This window comes from Mangrovimonas aestuarii (assembly GCF_028767185.1).
GTDB classification, from domain to species: Bacteria; Bacteroidota; Bacteroidia; order Flavobacteriales; family Flavobacteriaceae; genus Mangrovimonas_B; species Mangrovimonas_B aestuarii.
On the sequence record NZ_JARACK010000005.1, the window covers coordinates 87088 to 102991 of the forward strand.

Sequence of the window (15904 nt, forward strand, 5' to 3'; positions counted from 1 at the left end):
TTATAAGCACAGGATTTTCTCTTTCATTACCTTTTAAGAAAACTATTTATCAACTCAGTAATATCTTCTGAAAATTTCAACTTATATACAACAACCACAAATAGCAAGCTGAACAATGTTGACTTAAACGCAATATTAATCATCGGATGAAAGTTGAAATCCCAAAAATAAAATACTGCAAAAACACCAATAATAAGAAGTACAACCTTGAAGGTATTCAATGTAAATGGTTGCATTTTAAATTTTTCCCACACAAAAATCACTTTTATCGCATTATAAAGAAATATCGAAATAAAAGTAGCAATGGCAGCACCATCAATTCCAAATTTCGGAATGAACATCATATTTAAAATTATTGTCATTATTGCCAAAAGGACACCAAAAATCAAAACCACCCGATAATAATCACTATTGAATAAAATCGCATTATTATTCCCAATCAAAGTATCCAGAAGTTTTGTTAACCCAATAACAAAAACTACAAAGAGACCACCGCTGAAAGAATCAGGAATTAACTCGTAAAGTTCCTTTACATTAAGGACAATCAACAGAAAGATAAGTCCGCTTACAATAAAGAGATTAAGAGCACTCTTTTTATAAAGATCCACTAAAGCTGTTTTATTTCTTTCATTTAAATATTGTGCCGTCAGTGGATTCATAATTTGATTCATAGAACGCATAGGAACACCAATTACGGTCGCTATATAAATTGCAACACCATAATACGCCACATTCTCTATGGATGCAACATGGCCTATCATAAACTTATCAATCTCCAAAATAACATTGGCTATCGATCCTGCAATTATTATTAATCCTGAATATTTTATTATTGAGATTAAAGCTTTAGTATACAGCAACTTAAAAACAGGAGGCTTCAATTTATAAGCATACAATTTCATGATAATGGTACGCAAAACATACACCCCCATGATTGCATAAACTAATTGATCTGGTGTTAGATAATTTAAATAAAGGGCTATCAAAAGTAGGCTAATCAAAATCCTATGAAAGACCTCTTTCATAAAATTACCAAACACACTACGTAACTGTACTTTCGCCCATGCATAAAATACTTCAAAGTATGCTAAAGCTATTGCACTTACATAAATCAACCAAGTATAATCCTTGACCATTGAATTTTCCTTAGCTAACCATTCACCAATACTATTGTAAGCAAAACTTCCTATTAATCCAAAAGGAATGATTACCAGCAAAGGCAAAAACACCATTAGTGTTAAAAACTTCCCTCGATCCGCATCGGCTTCAAATGATGTATAGAATTTAATTATGGTATTATGAATTCCAAATGCCATTAAGGGCATTAAAATATTTGCCGTAGACAGTATATACATTATCAACCCAAAATATTCATCACTAAGAAAATTAGTAAATAAAAACAGTGTATTTATGGCGCCAATACCGAAGCCAACATAAGTGATAATGGCATTTTTTATGGATTGCTTAATAACTATACCCACGGCATGATATTTACTAAATCCTTTGTCAATGCTCTCCTACTGTACTTTTGCACACCTATTGGATAGGTTTCCAACTCTCCCTTTTTAAAAGCATGATAATACTCTAAAACCTTCAATTTTAAAGCATCATAATCATTATATAGGAAATAAGCTCCTGTATTTGTATACTTAAGAATCCCCTCAACATCACTTCCCTTTGGTCCCAATGCAAGTATTGGTCTGTGTGAAGCCATATATTCAAACAGCTTTCCTGGGATAATATGCTGATGATCTTTAGAATCTATTTCTAATAGCAATAAAACCTGAGATTGTCTCTGATATTTTATTGCTTCTGAATGATTTACATAGCCAAATTCATTCAGGCAATCCATCAATCCATAAGATTTTAAGGTTTGAATTACATCATTGCTTACGGCTCCAACTAAATTTATTTCAAGATCAGTTGAAAATGAAACATCTTCTTTTCTCAAGTCACTTAAAACACGCCATAAAATCTCAGGGTTACGCTTTGAAAGTAAAGACCCAATGTGCGCCAATGAAAATTTAGAATCACGATTAATTTCACCAACCTTTTCAACATCATAACCATTAGTGATTACAGAAATAGGCTTACTTGTTTTAGCCTCAAACTCCCTCTTAGTGACTGAGCTCGTTACAATGACTCTATCTGCAGAATTAAGGACTTCCTTTTCTAAACGCAGATGTTTTTCTGCTGAAGCTTTAGTAAGCTTTAGCTCTTTATGATATCCAATGGTTGTCCACGGATCACGAAAATCGGCTATCCAGTGAATTCCTAATCGTTTCTTTAACCCAAGCCCAATAAGATGGACACTATGAGGTGGTCCAGTTGTAATTATAGCATCGACTTGGTGCTGATTCAAATAATCAGTTAAAAACTTAACAGAAGGATTAATCCATCCAATACGAGCATCTGGAATAAAAAAATTGCCTCGAATGAATAACATCAGTTTTTCTACGAAACTTTGTTTTTTATCCTCACTGATGATCCCTTTACTAATGGTTTTAGTTTTCTTAGAAGAAAAAAGCCCTGCTAAACCATAAGGTTCTTTAATTGGACGTTTAATCACCTCTAAGCCTTTAGGTATTTCATCAACCAGACTTTCGTCCAATAAAGGAAAATTTGCATTTTCAGGAACGCAAACAATTGGATTTACATTGAATTCAGGCAGATATTTAACAAATTTCAGCCAGCGCTGAACACCAGGCCCTCCAGCTGGGGGCCAATAATAGGCGATAATGAGAATGTTTTTTTGCACTAAGGCTTGGCTTTTGATTTAAACATTAAAAACACACACCCGATTCCTAAAAGAACAAATATAGCAGTACTTGCTAACGCAAGTGTACTTCCAGTTTGCACAACTTTAGCTTCAAACTTAAACTCTATTTCATGTTTGCCTTTAGGTACTTCCATTCCTCTAAGTACATAATCCACACGATAATGATCTACTGGGTTTCCGTCTAAATAAGCCTGCCAACCTTGACCGTAATAGTTCTCAGAAAACACAACAAACGCATCATTCAAACTATTAAAGTTATACTTTAAATAGTTAGGCTTATATATGGTCAAATCAATAGTTGAAGAAGAATCTACTTTAAATTTAGTGTTTTCTATATTCTTGGTTTTATCACCTCTAAAAACAACTGCGCTACGTTTAGTTTGAAGTGTATCTAAAGCCAATAACTCTTCATTTGCTGATGTCACCTCAATTACATTTTCTACTAACCATGCATTACCATTAGCTTCTTCGTTAACATATGGAAAGACAGTTCCATCCTCTTCTTGAGCTATGATGTATTTTGTGTTTAGCATATTCAAGACTTCTATTTTGTTCTTGGAAATATAGAAATCATTTAATTCATTAAAACGCCTCATTTTAGCCGCATGATACCCGCCTAGAGAATTATGAAAATAAGACGCCCTAGCCGCTCCTGAAGTTAGATCGAGTACTCTGAAATGTGTCGTATCCTTTTGAATTTGTATATCAGCAGCATTAGCTTGGTAAGGCTTATTCATTTGAATAGAAGGAACAAAATCATCATTATTTACATAACGTCGGTCTACGCCTATCAAATCGATACAGATTAAAACACCAAGCCCTATAATTGTCCATTCACTTTTTAATTTGTTTCTTAAGTATCCAAAAATCAACCCAGCTGCGAACAAAACAAATGCCAATGTACGTATGGTATCACTTGTAAACATACTTTGTCTATCGGCTCTTAGAGCTTCGATAAACATTGGTCCATAAGCCTGACGGTAATAACCATCGTTGCCACCTACAAAATCAAAAAGAGCTGATTTAAGCACCAAAAACAATAATGCCACCCCTCCTGTTATAATAGTGCTCCATTTAAGAGCATTAATTTTATTTGATTCTGATGTTTCCTTACTGAATAGTTTCACCAACCCCATGACTGCTAGTACTGGAATACACAATTCCAGAATTACCTGAATGGAACTCACTGCCCTAAACTTATTGTACATAGGGAAGTAATCAATAAACAAATCAGTTAAAAAACCTAGATTCTTACCGTACGACAACAATAATGATAAAATTGTTCCTGCTACAAGCCACTGTTTCGTTCTTCCTTTTACAAGGAAAAGAGCTAGCACAAACAGAAACAGTACTACTGCACCTATGTAAGCAGGAGCTTCAACAATGGGCTGATTCCCCCAATATGTTGGCGTTTGCTTAGCATACTCTTTAGCCTGTACTGGAGGTACTCCCTGTTTTAGATAAAATTGGTACGTTTCAGAATCTTTCCCAACATCCTCATGGTTTCCACCACCAGTAAATCTAGGAATAAACAAGTTTAGTGACTCAACAATACCATAACTGTATTCAGTAATATAATCTCGACTTAAGCCATTTGTTACATCTTTAAGGCTGCCATCTGAATTAATAGTAAGCTCACTTTTCCCTCTGGTACTTTCCTTTACATATTCTTGGGTAGCCATAATGTTTGTAGCGTTCATCCCAAGTGCCAAAACCACTGCAACTATTAATACACCTACACTCTTAAAGAAGTGATTTAATTCTTTCTTTTTATAAGCATCGATCAAATAAACTATCCCCAAAACAATTACCAGAAGCAACAAGTAGTAAGTCATTTGGAAGTGATTAGCGCATAGCTCTAATCCCATAGCAATAGCTGTAACTAAAAACCCAAGCAAATAACGTTTTTGAAATACCAAGAGAATTCCACTTATAACCAAAGGCATATATGCAATAGCATGTGCCTTGGCATTGTGCCCAACCCCTAAGATAATTATTAAGTATGTAGAAAACCCAAAGGCTACAGCTCCCAACGCAGACAACTTAAAATTTACCTTTAAGGTCAGCATCAATAAATAAAACCCTAAAAGATACAGAAACAGATAGTCTGCAGGGCGTGGTAAAAACCTTAACGCTAGGTCTAATTTCTTAATATAATTATGTGGATATTTTGCCCCTAATTGGTAAGTTGGCATTCCTCCAAAAGCGCTATTTGTCCAATAGGTTTCCTCTCCAGTGTCAACCCTAAAATCGGTTTGCTGTTTGGACATTCCAATATATTGAACTATATCGCTTTGGAAAATAGATTCCCCTTGAAGTACGGGGCTAAAATAGGCTAATGAAATAAAAACAAAACCTACTAGTACAAGTAGGTGCGGTAGTATTCTTTTAAATGAAAACTGCATGAAAATGTTTTACGAAATGAATGCGAAAATTAGTCAATTTCTTCGTAATCTACATATTCCCCTACATTTTTATTTGACGATTTGCTGTTGGGCATCTTATCTATTGTCACTTCACCCTCATTGCTATTATTCTGAGATTGGTGTTGTTGGTATTGCTGCTGAAACTGCTGCCCAAACTTCTCTCCCGCTTTATTAATAACATATCGAGCCAATACGGGAGCAAACAATCTGGCTAAAATTTTCACCAAAAAATAAATTGCTAAAACTATTAATATGGTTCTTGCTAAACCTTGTACCGATGCGTATTGTAGCATGAAAATTTGTTTTAGACAAAATTACGATTCTCGTCTCTTAAAAAAGACTGATTAATTATAAAAAATATATAAAATCAATATATTTGAATTTCCTTTTGGGCTTAACCCTATTGAGTGATTTACACCAATAGTTACCCAGCTAACAACCATAACTTGAATTATGAAGCTATCCACTAAATTATTGCAACTGGCCTTCCTCCTGTTTTGCACTATATCATATGGACAATATACCGATGTTATAAACTCAAACAGACCAGGTGTTTCTAGAAGTGCATATTCTGTAGGAACAAATGTCATTCAAGGTGAGTTTGGGGCCAAGTATCTTAAAGAAGAACATACTCCGCTTGAAAGAGAAGTTAAAGGTTTTGGATTGGATTTTGCACTTCGCTACGGATTGTTATTCGAGCAACTGGAAATTATCGTTGAAGGAAATTATCAAAATGATACAGAAACGATTTATAGTTCGTCAATACCATTCGAAAACGACCGTTCTAATTTTAGACATTTTCTTATAGGTGCTAAATATTTGGTTTATGACCCTTACAAGGGGCTTGAAGACAAAAAACCAAACTTGTACAGCTGGAATGCCAACCACAGTTTTCATTGGAAAGATTTAATTCCTGCCATCAGCCTTTATGCCGGGGCTAATTTCGATTCAAAAAACAATCCATACACTGCAGCAGGCATTGAAGGTTTTAGCCCAACAATTATGTTAGCCACCCAAAACAATTTTCCTAGTGGATGGGTTTTTGTTATGAACCTCGTAATGGATAGAATTGGAACAGACCAATCTGACTTCCAGTATATTTTCACACTTACCAAAGCGTTTAGCGCAAAATGGGTAGCGTTTGGAGAAACCCAAGGTATTAAAAGCGATTTTTATGCCGATAATTTATTTCGTCTAGGAGGTGCCTACCTATGGAATAGAAACCTACAATTGGACACTTCTCTTACGTTCAATACAAAGGACACACCATCTGTTTTCAACGTAGGTCTAGGCGTGTCATACCGTTTAGATTTTCATAAAGATAAAGTAGATAATAATACTTCGGCCGACCAAGAAGCTAAGCGTCGCGCCAATAAACAACGTGGAAGCGGTACAGAGCCACAACCACAGAGAAACACAGATTTTTAACGCTAAAAGATTAATGTAGAGATTGTTTCATGATCACCATTAAAAAAGTAAACACAAAAAAAGAGCTTAAAGCTTTTGTTAAATTCCAATTTGAACTTTATAAAAACAATAAATACTGGGTGCCACCAATTATTAAGGATGAAATTGATAGTTTCGATCCAGATATCAACCCAGTATTTAAACACGCAGAAGCTACCTTTTATTTAGCTTATAAGAACAATAAAATAGTTGGCCGTATTGCCGCTATTATTAATTGGACCGAAGTTAAGGCTCAAGAACCAAAGGTGCGTTTTGGTTGGTTTGATGTTATAGACGACATTGAAGTTACCAAAGCTCTTCTCGATAAAGTTATAGAACACGGTCATGCTCATAATTTAGAATTCATTGAAGGCCCTATGGGCTTTTCTAATCTTGACAAAGTGGGCGTGCTAACTGAAGGGTATGATCAATTAAGTACTATGATTACCTGGTATAACTACCCATATTATGTCACTCACTTAGAAAAGTTGGGTTATGTAAAGCAAAAGGAATTCATTGAGGGCTATTTTGACGTAGATCAGGTTAAACCTGAAGTATACAAAAAAATGGTGCCATTAATTTCCAAGCGTTACGGCATTAGACCGTTAAACTTTACAAGTACAGATGAAGTTATTCCGTATGTGGATAAGATGTTCGATCTGTTTAACGAAACTTATGCCAAACTTGCTTCTTTTGTCCCTATTTCTAATGACCAAAAGGCCTATTTCAAAAAGAAGTACATCCCTATGGTAAATCCAGAATATATCAAGTTTGTTTTGGATGAAGATGATAATATCATTGCTTTTTCGATAGTGTTGCCTTCTTTTTCAAAAGCGTTGCAAAAAGCAAACGGAAAACTATTTCCTTTTGGATTCTATCACTTGTTAAAAGCAAAAAAACACAGCGATGAAGCTGTTTTTTACCTTATTGGTATAAGACCAGAGTATCAAAACAAAGGGGTAACTGCATTAATTTTTAACGAATATTACAAATCGTTCAAGAAAAGTGGGGTTAAACGCTGCATACGCACTCCAGAATTAGACGAAAATATGGCAATCCATCAATTATGGAAAAACTTTAACTCGCCTATCACTAAAAGAAGGAGAACCTATAAGAAATCCATTTAAACAAAAACATAAAAAAACCCACTTAAAAAAAGTGGGTTTTTAATTTTATATCTTACTAATGTTTACTCTCCCATTGCAGCAGCAACTGCAGCAGATAAACGCTTATAAGTTCCATTTTCCAAACGTTCACGGATAGCTGAGAATGCGTCCAGAGTTTCATTAATATCTTCCATTGTGTGAGTAGCAGTAGGAATCATTCTTAACAAGATCAATCCTTTTGGAATTACAGGATACACAACGATAGAACAGAAAATTCCGAAATTCTCACGTAAATCCTTAACCAAAGCCATCGCTTCAGGAATACTACCTTTTAAGTAAACTGGAGTCACACAACTTTGAGTTGTTCCTAAATCGAATCCACGATCTCTTAAACCAGATTGTAATGCATTTACATTTTCCCAAAGCTTGTTTTTAATCTCAGGCATTGTACGCAACATTTCCAAACGTTTTAATGCTCCAACAACCAATTGCATTTGCAATGATTTAGCAAACATTTGAGAACGTAGATTATATTTTAAATAGTCGATAATTTCTTTATCTCCAGCAATAAAAGCACCAGTACTGGCTAATGATTTAGCAAAAGTCGCAAAGTAAACATCAATTTTATCTTGTACTCCTTGCTCCTCACCTGCTCCAGCACCAGTTTTACCTAATGTACCAAAACCGTGAGCATCATCAACCAATAAACGGAAGTTAAATTTCTCCTTAAGAGCAACAATCTCCTTTAAACAACCTTGCTCACCACGCATACCGAATACACCTTCAGAAATCACTAAGATTCCTCCACCAGTTTGCTCAGCCATTTTAGTAGCACGCTCCAAGTTTTTTTCTAAACTATCTACATCATTGTGTTTGTAAGTAAAACGCTTACCCATGTGCAAACGCACACCGTCAATAATACAAGCATGAGCATCTACATCGTATACGATAATATCATCTTTAGAAACCAAAGCATCAATAGTAGATACCATTCCTTGGTAACCAAAGTTCAATAAATAAGCTGCTTCCTTACTAACAAAATCAGCTAATTCATCTTGTAACTTTTCATGAAGATCAGTATGACCAGACATCATCCTCGCTCCCATTGGGTATGCAGACCCATATTGTTGAGCAGCCTCTGCATCTACCTTACGTACTTCAGGGTGGTTTGCTAAACCTAAGTAATCATTGATACTCCAGGTAATAACATCTTTTCCTTGAAACTTCATTCTATTAGAGATTTGACCTTCTAATTTAGGAAACACAAAATACCCCTCAGCCTGAGAAGCCCACTTTCCTAAAGGTCCTTTATCTCTGTATATCTTTTCAAATAAATCTTTCATGTAAGTTATTATTCTTTTTAATTTGATGCAAAATTATACAAATATCTTAATTAACATAATGCTTTAACGTACTATTATTAACAACAAAAAGAGGATTTACGTTATTAAAACGTAAAGCCTCTTCCTGAACATTAGAGTTTTTAATTACTCGTTAATATACTGAATACGCTCTGCTGCTTCTGCATTAACTGTATCGAAGAAGCCTTGGTCACTCATCCATTCGTCACTATAAATTTTACTCATATATCGTGAACCATGATCTGGAAAAACAACGACTACTAAATCATCCTTACCAAAACGGCCAGCCTCATTAAGCTGTTTTATCGCCTGCATGGCAGCACCAGAGGTGTAGCCAACAAACAAACCTTCTGTTTTAGCTATATGCCTAGCTGTATGAGCACTTTCTTCATCACTAACTTTTACAAATTCATCAATCATGTCAAAATCAGTAGCTGAAGGAATCAAGTTTTTACCTAAACCCTCAATTCGGTATGGGTATATTTCTTTTTCGTCGAACTCTCTTGTTTCGTGATACTTTTTAATAACTGATCCAAAAGCATCTACACCTATTACTTTGATATTAGGATTTTGCTCCTTTAAGTATTTAGCCGTACCAGAAATAGTTCCTCCTGTTCCACTACAAGCTACCAAATGAGTAATTTTACCTTCGGTTTGTTTCCAAATCTCTGGTCCGGTTGAATTGTAGTGAGCATCTATATTTAATTGATTGAAGTACTGATTGATATAAACAGACCCTTTAATCTCATCATGCAATCTTTTGGCTACCTGATAATACGATCTTGGATCATCAGCGCTTACATGTGCAGGACATACATATACTTTAGCACCCATTGTCTTCAACATATCAATCTTATCTGCCGAAGACTTCGAGCTTACCGCCAAAATACAGTCATAACCTTTAATAATACTAACCATAGCAATACTAAAACCTGTATTTCCAGAAGTCGTTTCTATGATTGTGTCACCAGGTTTTATAATACCCTGCCTTTCGGCTTGTTCTATTATGTAAAGTGCTATTCTGTCTTTGGAAGAGTGTCCCGGATTAAAGGCTTCTACTTTTGCATAATAGTTGCCATTGAAGGGAGCTGTAATTTTGTTTAGTTTGATTAGGGGCGTATTTCCCACTAAATCTAATATGTTATCAAAAACTTGATTGTTATGTCCCATAAGTGTTTTTTAGAGGTACTTACTTCTATAGATAAAAGTAACTAAAACCTTGCAAAAATAATGATTTTTTTTAATTAGCTATCAATTCCTTCCAAATCTAGCAAAAAGGCATACTCCATGGCCACCTCTTTAAGGCTCTCAAAACGCCCAGATGCTCCGCCATGCCCTGAATCCATATCTATATGAAATAATAGCTTATTTGTATCTGTTTTAAATTCCCTGAGCTTAGCTACCCACTTTGCAGGTTCCCAATATTGCACCTGAGAATCGTGTAGCCCCGTCGTAACTAACATGTTAGGGTATGGTCCGCTTCTAACGTTGTCATACGGAGAATACATCAGAATATAATCGTAATATTCCTTATCATTTGGATTACCCCACTCGTCATACTCTCCTGTGGTTAATGGTATGGTATCGTCCAACATTGTTGTCACTACGTCAACAAAGGGAACAGCAGCAATAATACCATTGTAAAGCTCAGGACTTAAATTAGCTACAACCCCCATTAAAAGCCCTCCTGCAGATCCTCCGTAGGCATACAAATGTTCTGCCGATGTATATTTTTGATTAATTAGATACTTCGAACAATCAATATAATCGGTGAAAGTATTCATCTTTTCCAACAACTTACCTTTCTCATACCAATCACGACCCAAATATTCTCCGCCTCGTATATGAGCTATGGCATAAATAAATCCCCTATCGAGTAAACTAAGTCTAATACTGGAAAAATAGGGATCTATAGTCGACCCATAAGATCCATAGGCATAAAGAAACAACGGTGCAGTACCATCTAATTTCACTCCTTTTCTATAAACCAATGAAATTGGTACTTTAACACCATCTGCAGCTGTTGCCCAAATACGCTCAGAAGTGTAATTATTCTTATCGAACTTCCCTCCAAGAACTTCCTGTTCCTTCTTAACGTCTTTTGTTTTGGTCTTAAAATTATAGTCAATAACCGAACTTGGAGTAGTTAAAGAGTTATAACTAAATCGCAACACATCACTGTTAAACTCAGGGTTATTTCCAGTATAAGCTGTATAAGTTTCACTTTCAAATGGCAGGTAATAATCTTCATTACCGTCCCAACTCATAATGCGGATTTTATTCAAACCATTTTCGCGTTCACTAACTACAAGATAATTCTTGAAAATTTCAATATCTTCTAACAAAACATCCTGTCTATGCGGTAAAACTTCCTCCCAAAATTCTTTAGAAGTTTGTTTTTCTGATGTTTTAAGCAACTTAAAATTAACTGCCTTATCCTTATTTGTTAAAATATAAAAATGGTCTTCAAAATGAGCAATAGAATATTCATGCTCTCTTTCACGCTCCTGAAAAACTGTAAATTTACCATCAGGTGTATTGGCATTCAAAAAACGATATTCTGTTGTTAAAGTACTCGAAGAACCTATTACAATATACTTTCTTGATTTTGTTTTATAAACAAAAGAATTAAAAGTATCATCCTTTTCATGAAAAACTAAAACATCGTCTTTGGCATCAGTTGCTAAACGATGTTTAAAAATTTTATGTGAGCGTAAAGTTACTCTATCCTTCTTAGTGTAAAATAGCGTTTTATTATCGTTCGCCCACGTTGTGCTCCCTGTTGTATTAACTATTTTATCTGGGTAAACCTCACCGGTAGCAAGGTGCTTGATGTAAATAGTATACTGTCTTCTACTAACTGTATCAACTGCAAAACTAGCCAATGTATTATCTGGACTAACCGAGATTCCGCCCAGTTTGAAATAAGAATGACCCTTGGCCATTTCATTACAATCAAACATAATTTCCTCTTCAGCATCTAAACTACCTTTCTTTCTTGAATAAATAGGATAATCTTTTCCTTTTTCATACCGGGTAATATACCAGTATCCATTCAACAAATACGGCACAGAAGTATCATCCTCCTTGATACGTCCTTTCATCTCCTCAAAAAGCGACTTTTGTAATTCTTCTGTATGTTTCAAACAAGACTTCGTATACTCGTTCTCTTCATTAAGGTAGTCTATCACCTCTTGATTCTGCCTATCATTCAACCAATAGTAATTGTCTATGCGTTCATGATCATGAACACGTAATACTTTTGGTTTTTTATCCGCCTTTGGTATTTGAGTCAAAGTTTTCAAGAATATTGATTGTTTAAAATTGAATTAAATGCCGTCAAAAGTATAAAATTAAATAGTTTTGTACCGAATCATTAAAACCTAAAATTATGTTTGGAGATATTATGGGCATGATGGGTAAGATTAAAGAAACCCAACAAAAAGTAGAAGAAACAAAAAAACGTCTTGATACCGTAATTATTGATGAAAAAAGCAACGATGGTTTATTGGAAGTCAGCTTAACTGCCAACCGACAAATCAGATCAATCAACATCAGTGACGAACTTTTAGAAGATAAAGAGCAACTTGAAGATTACTTAATTCTTACATTAAATAAAGCAATTGCAAGAGCAACTCAAGTAAACGAAACTGAAATTGCTGCCGTAGCTAAGGAGGGAATGCCGAACATCCCAGGAATGGATATGTTTAAGTAAGCTGACTCTGGACGATAGATACAAGAAGACAAAAAGAGAAGCTCATGATGCTTCTTTTTTGTTTTTACAAACCACTCAAAACATCCATAAATTGTTGATGTTGTTCATCTGTATAGTCTAAATGAGTAACCACACGCCATTTTCCCTGCCCCATATTGCTTATTCTTATCTTATTATCATCCAGCATTTTTAAAAAGGCTTGTTGATTATAATTGCTATCGAGATTGAAAATAACTATATTGGTTTCAACAGGATCAATATGAGCTACAAATGGAAGTTTTTTTAAAGCTTCAGCAATGTCTTTAGCCTTGCCATGATCTTCTGCCAAACGAACAATATGATTATCCAATGCATATAGTCCGGCTGCAGCTAAGAATCCTACCTGTCGCATTCCTCCTCCCAAGATTTTTCTAACCCTGATAGCACCTTCCATAATATCTTCGTTCCCCACTAAAACAGATCCTACAGGGCATCCCAATCCCTTACTTAGACAAACAGAAACAGTATCAAACAACTCCCCATACTGCTTAGCACTTTCAGCATTAGCCACCAGAGCGTTCCATAATCTCGCACCATCCAAATGATACCCTAAACCATGTTTTTCACAAATAGTTTTCAGGGCTTTAAGTTCATTCAAATCCCAACAAGCGCCACCACCTTTATTTGTAGTATTTTCAACTGCAATTAAACTCGTCAATGGACTATGGTAAAAATCAGGTGAATTAATAGCTTCTTCAGCCTGCATAGCCGTAAACATACCTCGATTACCATCTATTAACCTGCAAGACACACCACTGTTAAACGAAGCTCCTCCTCCCTCATAATTGAAAATATGTGCATATTTATCACATATTACCTGTTCTCCAGGGTTTGTATGAAGCTTTATGGCTGTTTGATTAGCCATAGTTCCACTAGGAAAAAAAAGAGCTTTTGGCTTTCCGAACATTTTTGCGATTCTCTTTTCTAGAATGTTTACCGTTTCATCTTCTTTATAAACATCATCACCTACTTTAGCTTGCATCATCGCTTCCAACATTCCTTTTGTTGGCTTGGTTATGGTATCACTCCTTAAATCTATTATCATGTCAAACGATTTTAAAGCCCTAAATTATGGAAACAATTGTTTCATTCGCGGTCTTTATATGCTATTTTTGCTAAAAATTACACTTTATGATAACTACAGATCAAGTAAAAGATCTTATTGAACGCCTTGGTGCGTTAAGGAGGTATCTTTGACGTAGATGCTAAAACCATCGAAATTCAAAACGAAGAAGAAAAAACCTTTGCTCCCGATTTTTGGAACGACTCTAAGGCTGCTGAAATAGTTATGCGAAGTCTACGTGAAAAGAAAAAATGGGTAGACGATTACAAAACGGCCAAAAACTTTATTGATGAGCTTGAAATTCTCTACGATTTTTACAAAGAAGGAGATGCAGAAGCAGAAGAAATTGAAGAGCATTATAAAAAAACCATAGTTTTTGTTGAGGACCTTGAGTTTAGAAATATGCTTTCTGATGAAGGTGACAACATGAGTGCTGTTCTACAGATTACTGCAGGTGCCGGTGGTACAGAAAGCTGTGATTGGGCCAGTATGCTTATGCGTATGTACCTAATGTATGCTGAAAAAAACGGATACAAAGTCAAGGAACTTAATTACCAAGAAGGGGATGTTGCCGGTATAAAAACCGTAACATTGGAAATACAAGGCGACTTTGCTTTTGGCTGGCTAAAAGGTGAAAATGGTGTGCATCGCTTGGTGCGTATCTCCCCTTTTGATAGTAATGCGAAACGTCATACTAGTTTTGCCTCCGTATACGTTTATCCTTTGGTTGATGATACTATTGAAATTGAAATCAACCCTGCCGACATTGAAATCACAACGGCTCGATCAAGCGGTGCTGGGGGGCAGAATGTAAACAAAGTAGAAACCAAGGTACAATTAACCCATAAACCAACAGGCATTCAAATTTCATGTTCAGAGACACGCTCACAACATGATAACCGTGAACGCGCCATGCAAATGCTTCGCTCTCAGCTTTATGAAATAGAGTTAAAAAAGCAGCAGGAAGCTCGAGACGATATTGAAGCTGGGAAAATGAAAATTGAATGGGGAAGCCAAATAAGGAATTACGTTATGCACCCTTACAAACTTGTAAAAGATGTAAGAACAAGTCATGAATCAGCAAATGTTGATGGGGTTATGGACGGTGGAATTGAAGAATTCCTGAAGGCATACCTCATGATGATGGGACAAAAAGAAACAGAAAACACCTTATAAAATAAAGTAAGATGATTACCATATATCACAATCCACGTTGCAGTAAATCACGTCAAGGATTAAGTATTTTAGAAGAATCGGGGAAAGAGTTCGAAATTGTGAAGTATTTAGACTCTCAATTGGACGTTAATGAATTAAGCAACATTATTGAACAACTTGACATTAAACCAATAGACTTAGTTAGAAAAAACGAGACTATTTGGAAAGAGAACTATAAAGGGAAAGATTTAAGCGACCAAGAAGTAATTACTGCTATGGTTGAAAATCCAAAACTTATTGAAAGGCCTATTGTAGTAAACAAAGGAAAAGCCGTAATAGGAAGACCGCCAGAAAAAATAAATAGTATTATATAACAAAAAAGCTCCTAATTGGAGCTTTTTATTTAACTATGGAAAATTAAACATTTAATTCACCAAGTAAGTCTTGTATTATATGTTATATTTTAGGTTCCCTCCACCTCCTTCATTGTAAGGAGGCGCATCTAATAATTCCGGGTTGCCAATGGCAGGCGCAAAAACAACAGTTTCTTCTGGCGGCCCTTGATTAGGCATTTTCCTTCCAAAGAATACAATAACATTATTCGCACCCTTTTCTTCCATTTCAGAAAGATAGTTTATAAGCCTTTTAATATCAAATGTCACTGATGTCAGATTATGACCTCCTCCAAGCCAATTATTAGTTAAGTCTCTAGCTTCTTGTTTCGTTATTTTACTTCCATATTGTCCCATTGGTTTAGAAATTATTGATTAAACATGGTAAAGATATAAAACTATTCCTACGCATACCCTAATGT

At 35.4% G+C, this 15904-nt stretch carries 14 protein-coding genes; 5 read left to right on the forward strand and 9 right to left on the reverse strand.

Annotation, left to right across the window (positions count from 1 at the left end):
* Window positions 1-26: 26 nt before the first annotated feature.
* From PWU04_RS07920 to PWU04_RS07935, 4 genes are read right to left on the reverse strand one after another with little or no spacing between them, the layout of a single operon-like run.
* Window positions 27-1481, reverse strand: coding sequence for a lipopolysaccharide biosynthesis protein (locus PWU04_RS07920; protein WP_274475474.1), 1455 nt, complete (start codon window positions 1479-1481; stop codon window positions 27-29).
* The gene (locus tag PWU04_RS07925) at window positions 1472-2758 is read right to left on the reverse strand and encodes a glycosyltransferase family 4 protein (protein ID WP_274475475.1); all 1287 of its coding nucleotides are present in this window, start codon (window positions 2756-2758) and stop codon (window positions 1472-1474) included. The genes PWU04_RS07920 and PWU04_RS07925 overlap by 10 nt, the downstream gene beginning before the upstream one ends.
* Entirely contained in the window at window positions 2758-5184 is a 2427-nt protein-coding gene (locus PWU04_RS07930; protein ID WP_274475476.1) for a YfhO family protein, read from the reverse strand. Before PWU04_RS07930 ends, PWU04_RS07925 begins: the two co-directional genes overlap by 1 nt.
* A gap of 29 nt (window positions 5185-5213) precedes the next feature.
* On the reverse strand, window positions 5214-5498 hold the full coding sequence (locus tag PWU04_RS07935; RefSeq protein ID WP_274475477.1) for a DUF4834 family protein: 285 nt from the start codon (window positions 5496-5498) through the stop codon (window positions 5214-5216).
* Window positions 5499-5658: 160 nt separating this feature from the next.
* Between PWU04_RS07935 and PWU04_RS07940 the strand changes: the two genes are divergently transcribed.
* The gene (locus PWU04_RS07940; protein ID WP_274475478.1) at window positions 5659-6633 is read left to right on the forward strand and encodes a transporter; all 975 of its coding nucleotides are present in this window, start codon (window positions 5659-5661) and stop codon (window positions 6631-6633) included.
* A gap of 29 nt (window positions 6634-6662) precedes the next feature.
* A complete protein-coding gene (locus tag PWU04_RS07945) occupies window positions 6663-7778 on the forward strand; it encodes a GTP cyclohydrolase (RefSeq protein WP_274475479.1) in 1116 nt (371 codons plus the stop codon).
* A 62-nt stretch (window positions 7779-7840) separates the two neighbouring features.
* Here the strand turns inward: PWU04_RS07945 and PWU04_RS07950 are convergent, their stop codons facing one another.
* From PWU04_RS07950 to PWU04_RS07960, 3 genes are all read right to left on the reverse strand, one after another.
* A complete protein-coding gene (locus PWU04_RS07950) occupies window positions 7841-9100 on the reverse strand; it encodes an aminotransferase class I/II-fold pyridoxal phosphate-dependent enzyme (RefSeq protein WP_274475480.1) in 1260 nt (419 codons plus the stop codon).
* Window positions 9101-9244: 144 nt separating this feature from the next.
* On the reverse strand, window positions 9245-10288 hold the full coding sequence (locus tag PWU04_RS07955) for a PLP-dependent cysteine synthase family protein (RefSeq protein WP_274475481.1): 1044 nt from the start codon (window positions 10286-10288) through the stop codon (window positions 9245-9247).
* A 74-nt stretch (window positions 10289-10362) separates the two neighbouring features.
* A complete protein-coding gene (locus PWU04_RS07960) occupies window positions 10363-12423 on the reverse strand; it encodes a S9 family peptidase (protein WP_406600948.1) in 2061 nt (686 codons plus the stop codon).
* A gap of 86 nt (window positions 12424-12509) precedes the next feature.
* Between PWU04_RS07960 and PWU04_RS07965 the strand changes: the two genes are divergently transcribed.
* On the forward strand, window positions 12510-12833 hold the full coding sequence (locus PWU04_RS07965; RefSeq protein ID WP_274475482.1) for a YbaB/EbfC family nucleoid-associated protein: 324 nt from the start codon (window positions 12510-12512) through the stop codon (window positions 12831-12833).
* A gap of 64 nt (window positions 12834-12897) precedes the next feature.
* Here the strand turns inward: PWU04_RS07965 and PWU04_RS07970 are convergent, their stop codons facing one another.
* Window positions 12898-13917 carry a threonine aldolase family protein gene (locus PWU04_RS07970; protein ID WP_274475483.1) on the reverse strand — a complete coding sequence of 340 codons (1020 nt, stop codon included), beginning with the start codon at window positions 13915-13917 and terminating at the stop codon, window positions 12898-12900.
* 86 nt (window positions 13918-14003) lie between these two features.
* Between PWU04_RS07970 and prfB the strand changes: the two genes are divergently transcribed.
* Together prfB and arsC are read left to right on the forward strand one after the other, a co-directional pair.
* Window positions 14004-15111 (forward strand): peptide chain release factor 2 gene (gene prfB, locus PWU04_RS07975; RefSeq protein ID WP_274475484.1). Its coding sequence is split into 2 segments (ribosomal slippage): window positions 14004-14066 and window positions 14068-15111, totalling 1107 coding nucleotides; the frame shifts between segments, so codons are not numbered across the junction.
* An 11-nt stretch (window positions 15112-15122) separates the two neighbouring features.
* Window positions 15123-15464, forward strand: coding sequence for an arsenate reductase (glutaredoxin) (arsC, locus tag PWU04_RS07980; protein ID WP_274475485.1), 342 nt, complete (start codon window positions 15123-15125; stop codon window positions 15462-15464).
* A 75-nt stretch (window positions 15465-15539) separates the two neighbouring features.
* Here arsC and PWU04_RS07985 read toward each other — a convergent pair whose 3' ends face one another.
* Complete coding sequence (locus tag PWU04_RS07985; protein WP_274475486.1) at window positions 15540-15839, reverse strand: hypothetical protein; 300 nt, start codon at window positions 15837-15839, stop codon at window positions 15540-15542.
* Window positions 15840-15904: the final 65 nt, after the last annotated feature.

What these genes read in the sequence shown, in the direction of transcription:
- PWU04_RS07930 (WP_274475476.1), bottom strand. Translation starts at nt 5,184, where the DNA reads ATGCAGTTTTCATTTAAAAGAATACTACCGCACCTACTTGTACTAGTA.
- PWU04_RS07935 (WP_274475477.1), bottom strand. Translation starts at nt 5,498, where the DNA reads ATGCTACAATACGCATCGGTACAAGGTTTAGCAAGAACCATATTAATA.
- PWU04_RS07940 (WP_274475478.1), top strand. Translation starts at nt 5,659, where the DNA reads ATGAAGCTATCCACTAAATTATTGCAACTGGCCTTCCTCCTGTTTTGC.
- PWU04_RS07945 (WP_274475479.1), top strand. Translation starts at nt 6,663, where the DNA reads ATGATCACCATTAAAAAAGTAAACACAAAAAAAGAGCTTAAAGCTTTT.
- PWU04_RS07950 (WP_274475480.1), bottom strand. Translation starts at nt 9,100, where the DNA reads ATGAAAGATTTATTTGAAAAGATATACAGAGATAAAGGACCTTTAGGA.
- PWU04_RS07955 (WP_274475481.1), bottom strand. Translation starts at nt 10,288, where the DNA reads ATGGGACATAACAATCAAGTTTTTGATAACATATTAGATTTAGTGGGA.
- PWU04_RS07965 (WP_274475482.1), top strand. Translation starts at nt 12,510, where the DNA reads ATGTTTGGAGATATTATGGGCATGATGGGTAAGATTAAAGAAACCCAA.
- PWU04_RS07970 (WP_274475483.1), bottom strand. Translation starts at nt 13,917, where the DNA reads ATGATAATAGATTTAAGGAGTGATACCATAACCAAGCCAACAAAAGGA.
- arsC (WP_274475485.1), top strand. Translation starts at nt 15,123, where the DNA reads ATGATTACCATATATCACAATCCACGTTGCAGTAAATCACGTCAAGGA.
- PWU04_RS07985 (WP_274475486.1), bottom strand. Translation starts at nt 15,839, where the DNA reads ATGGGACAATATGGAAGTAAAATAACGAAACAAGAAGCTAGAGACTTA.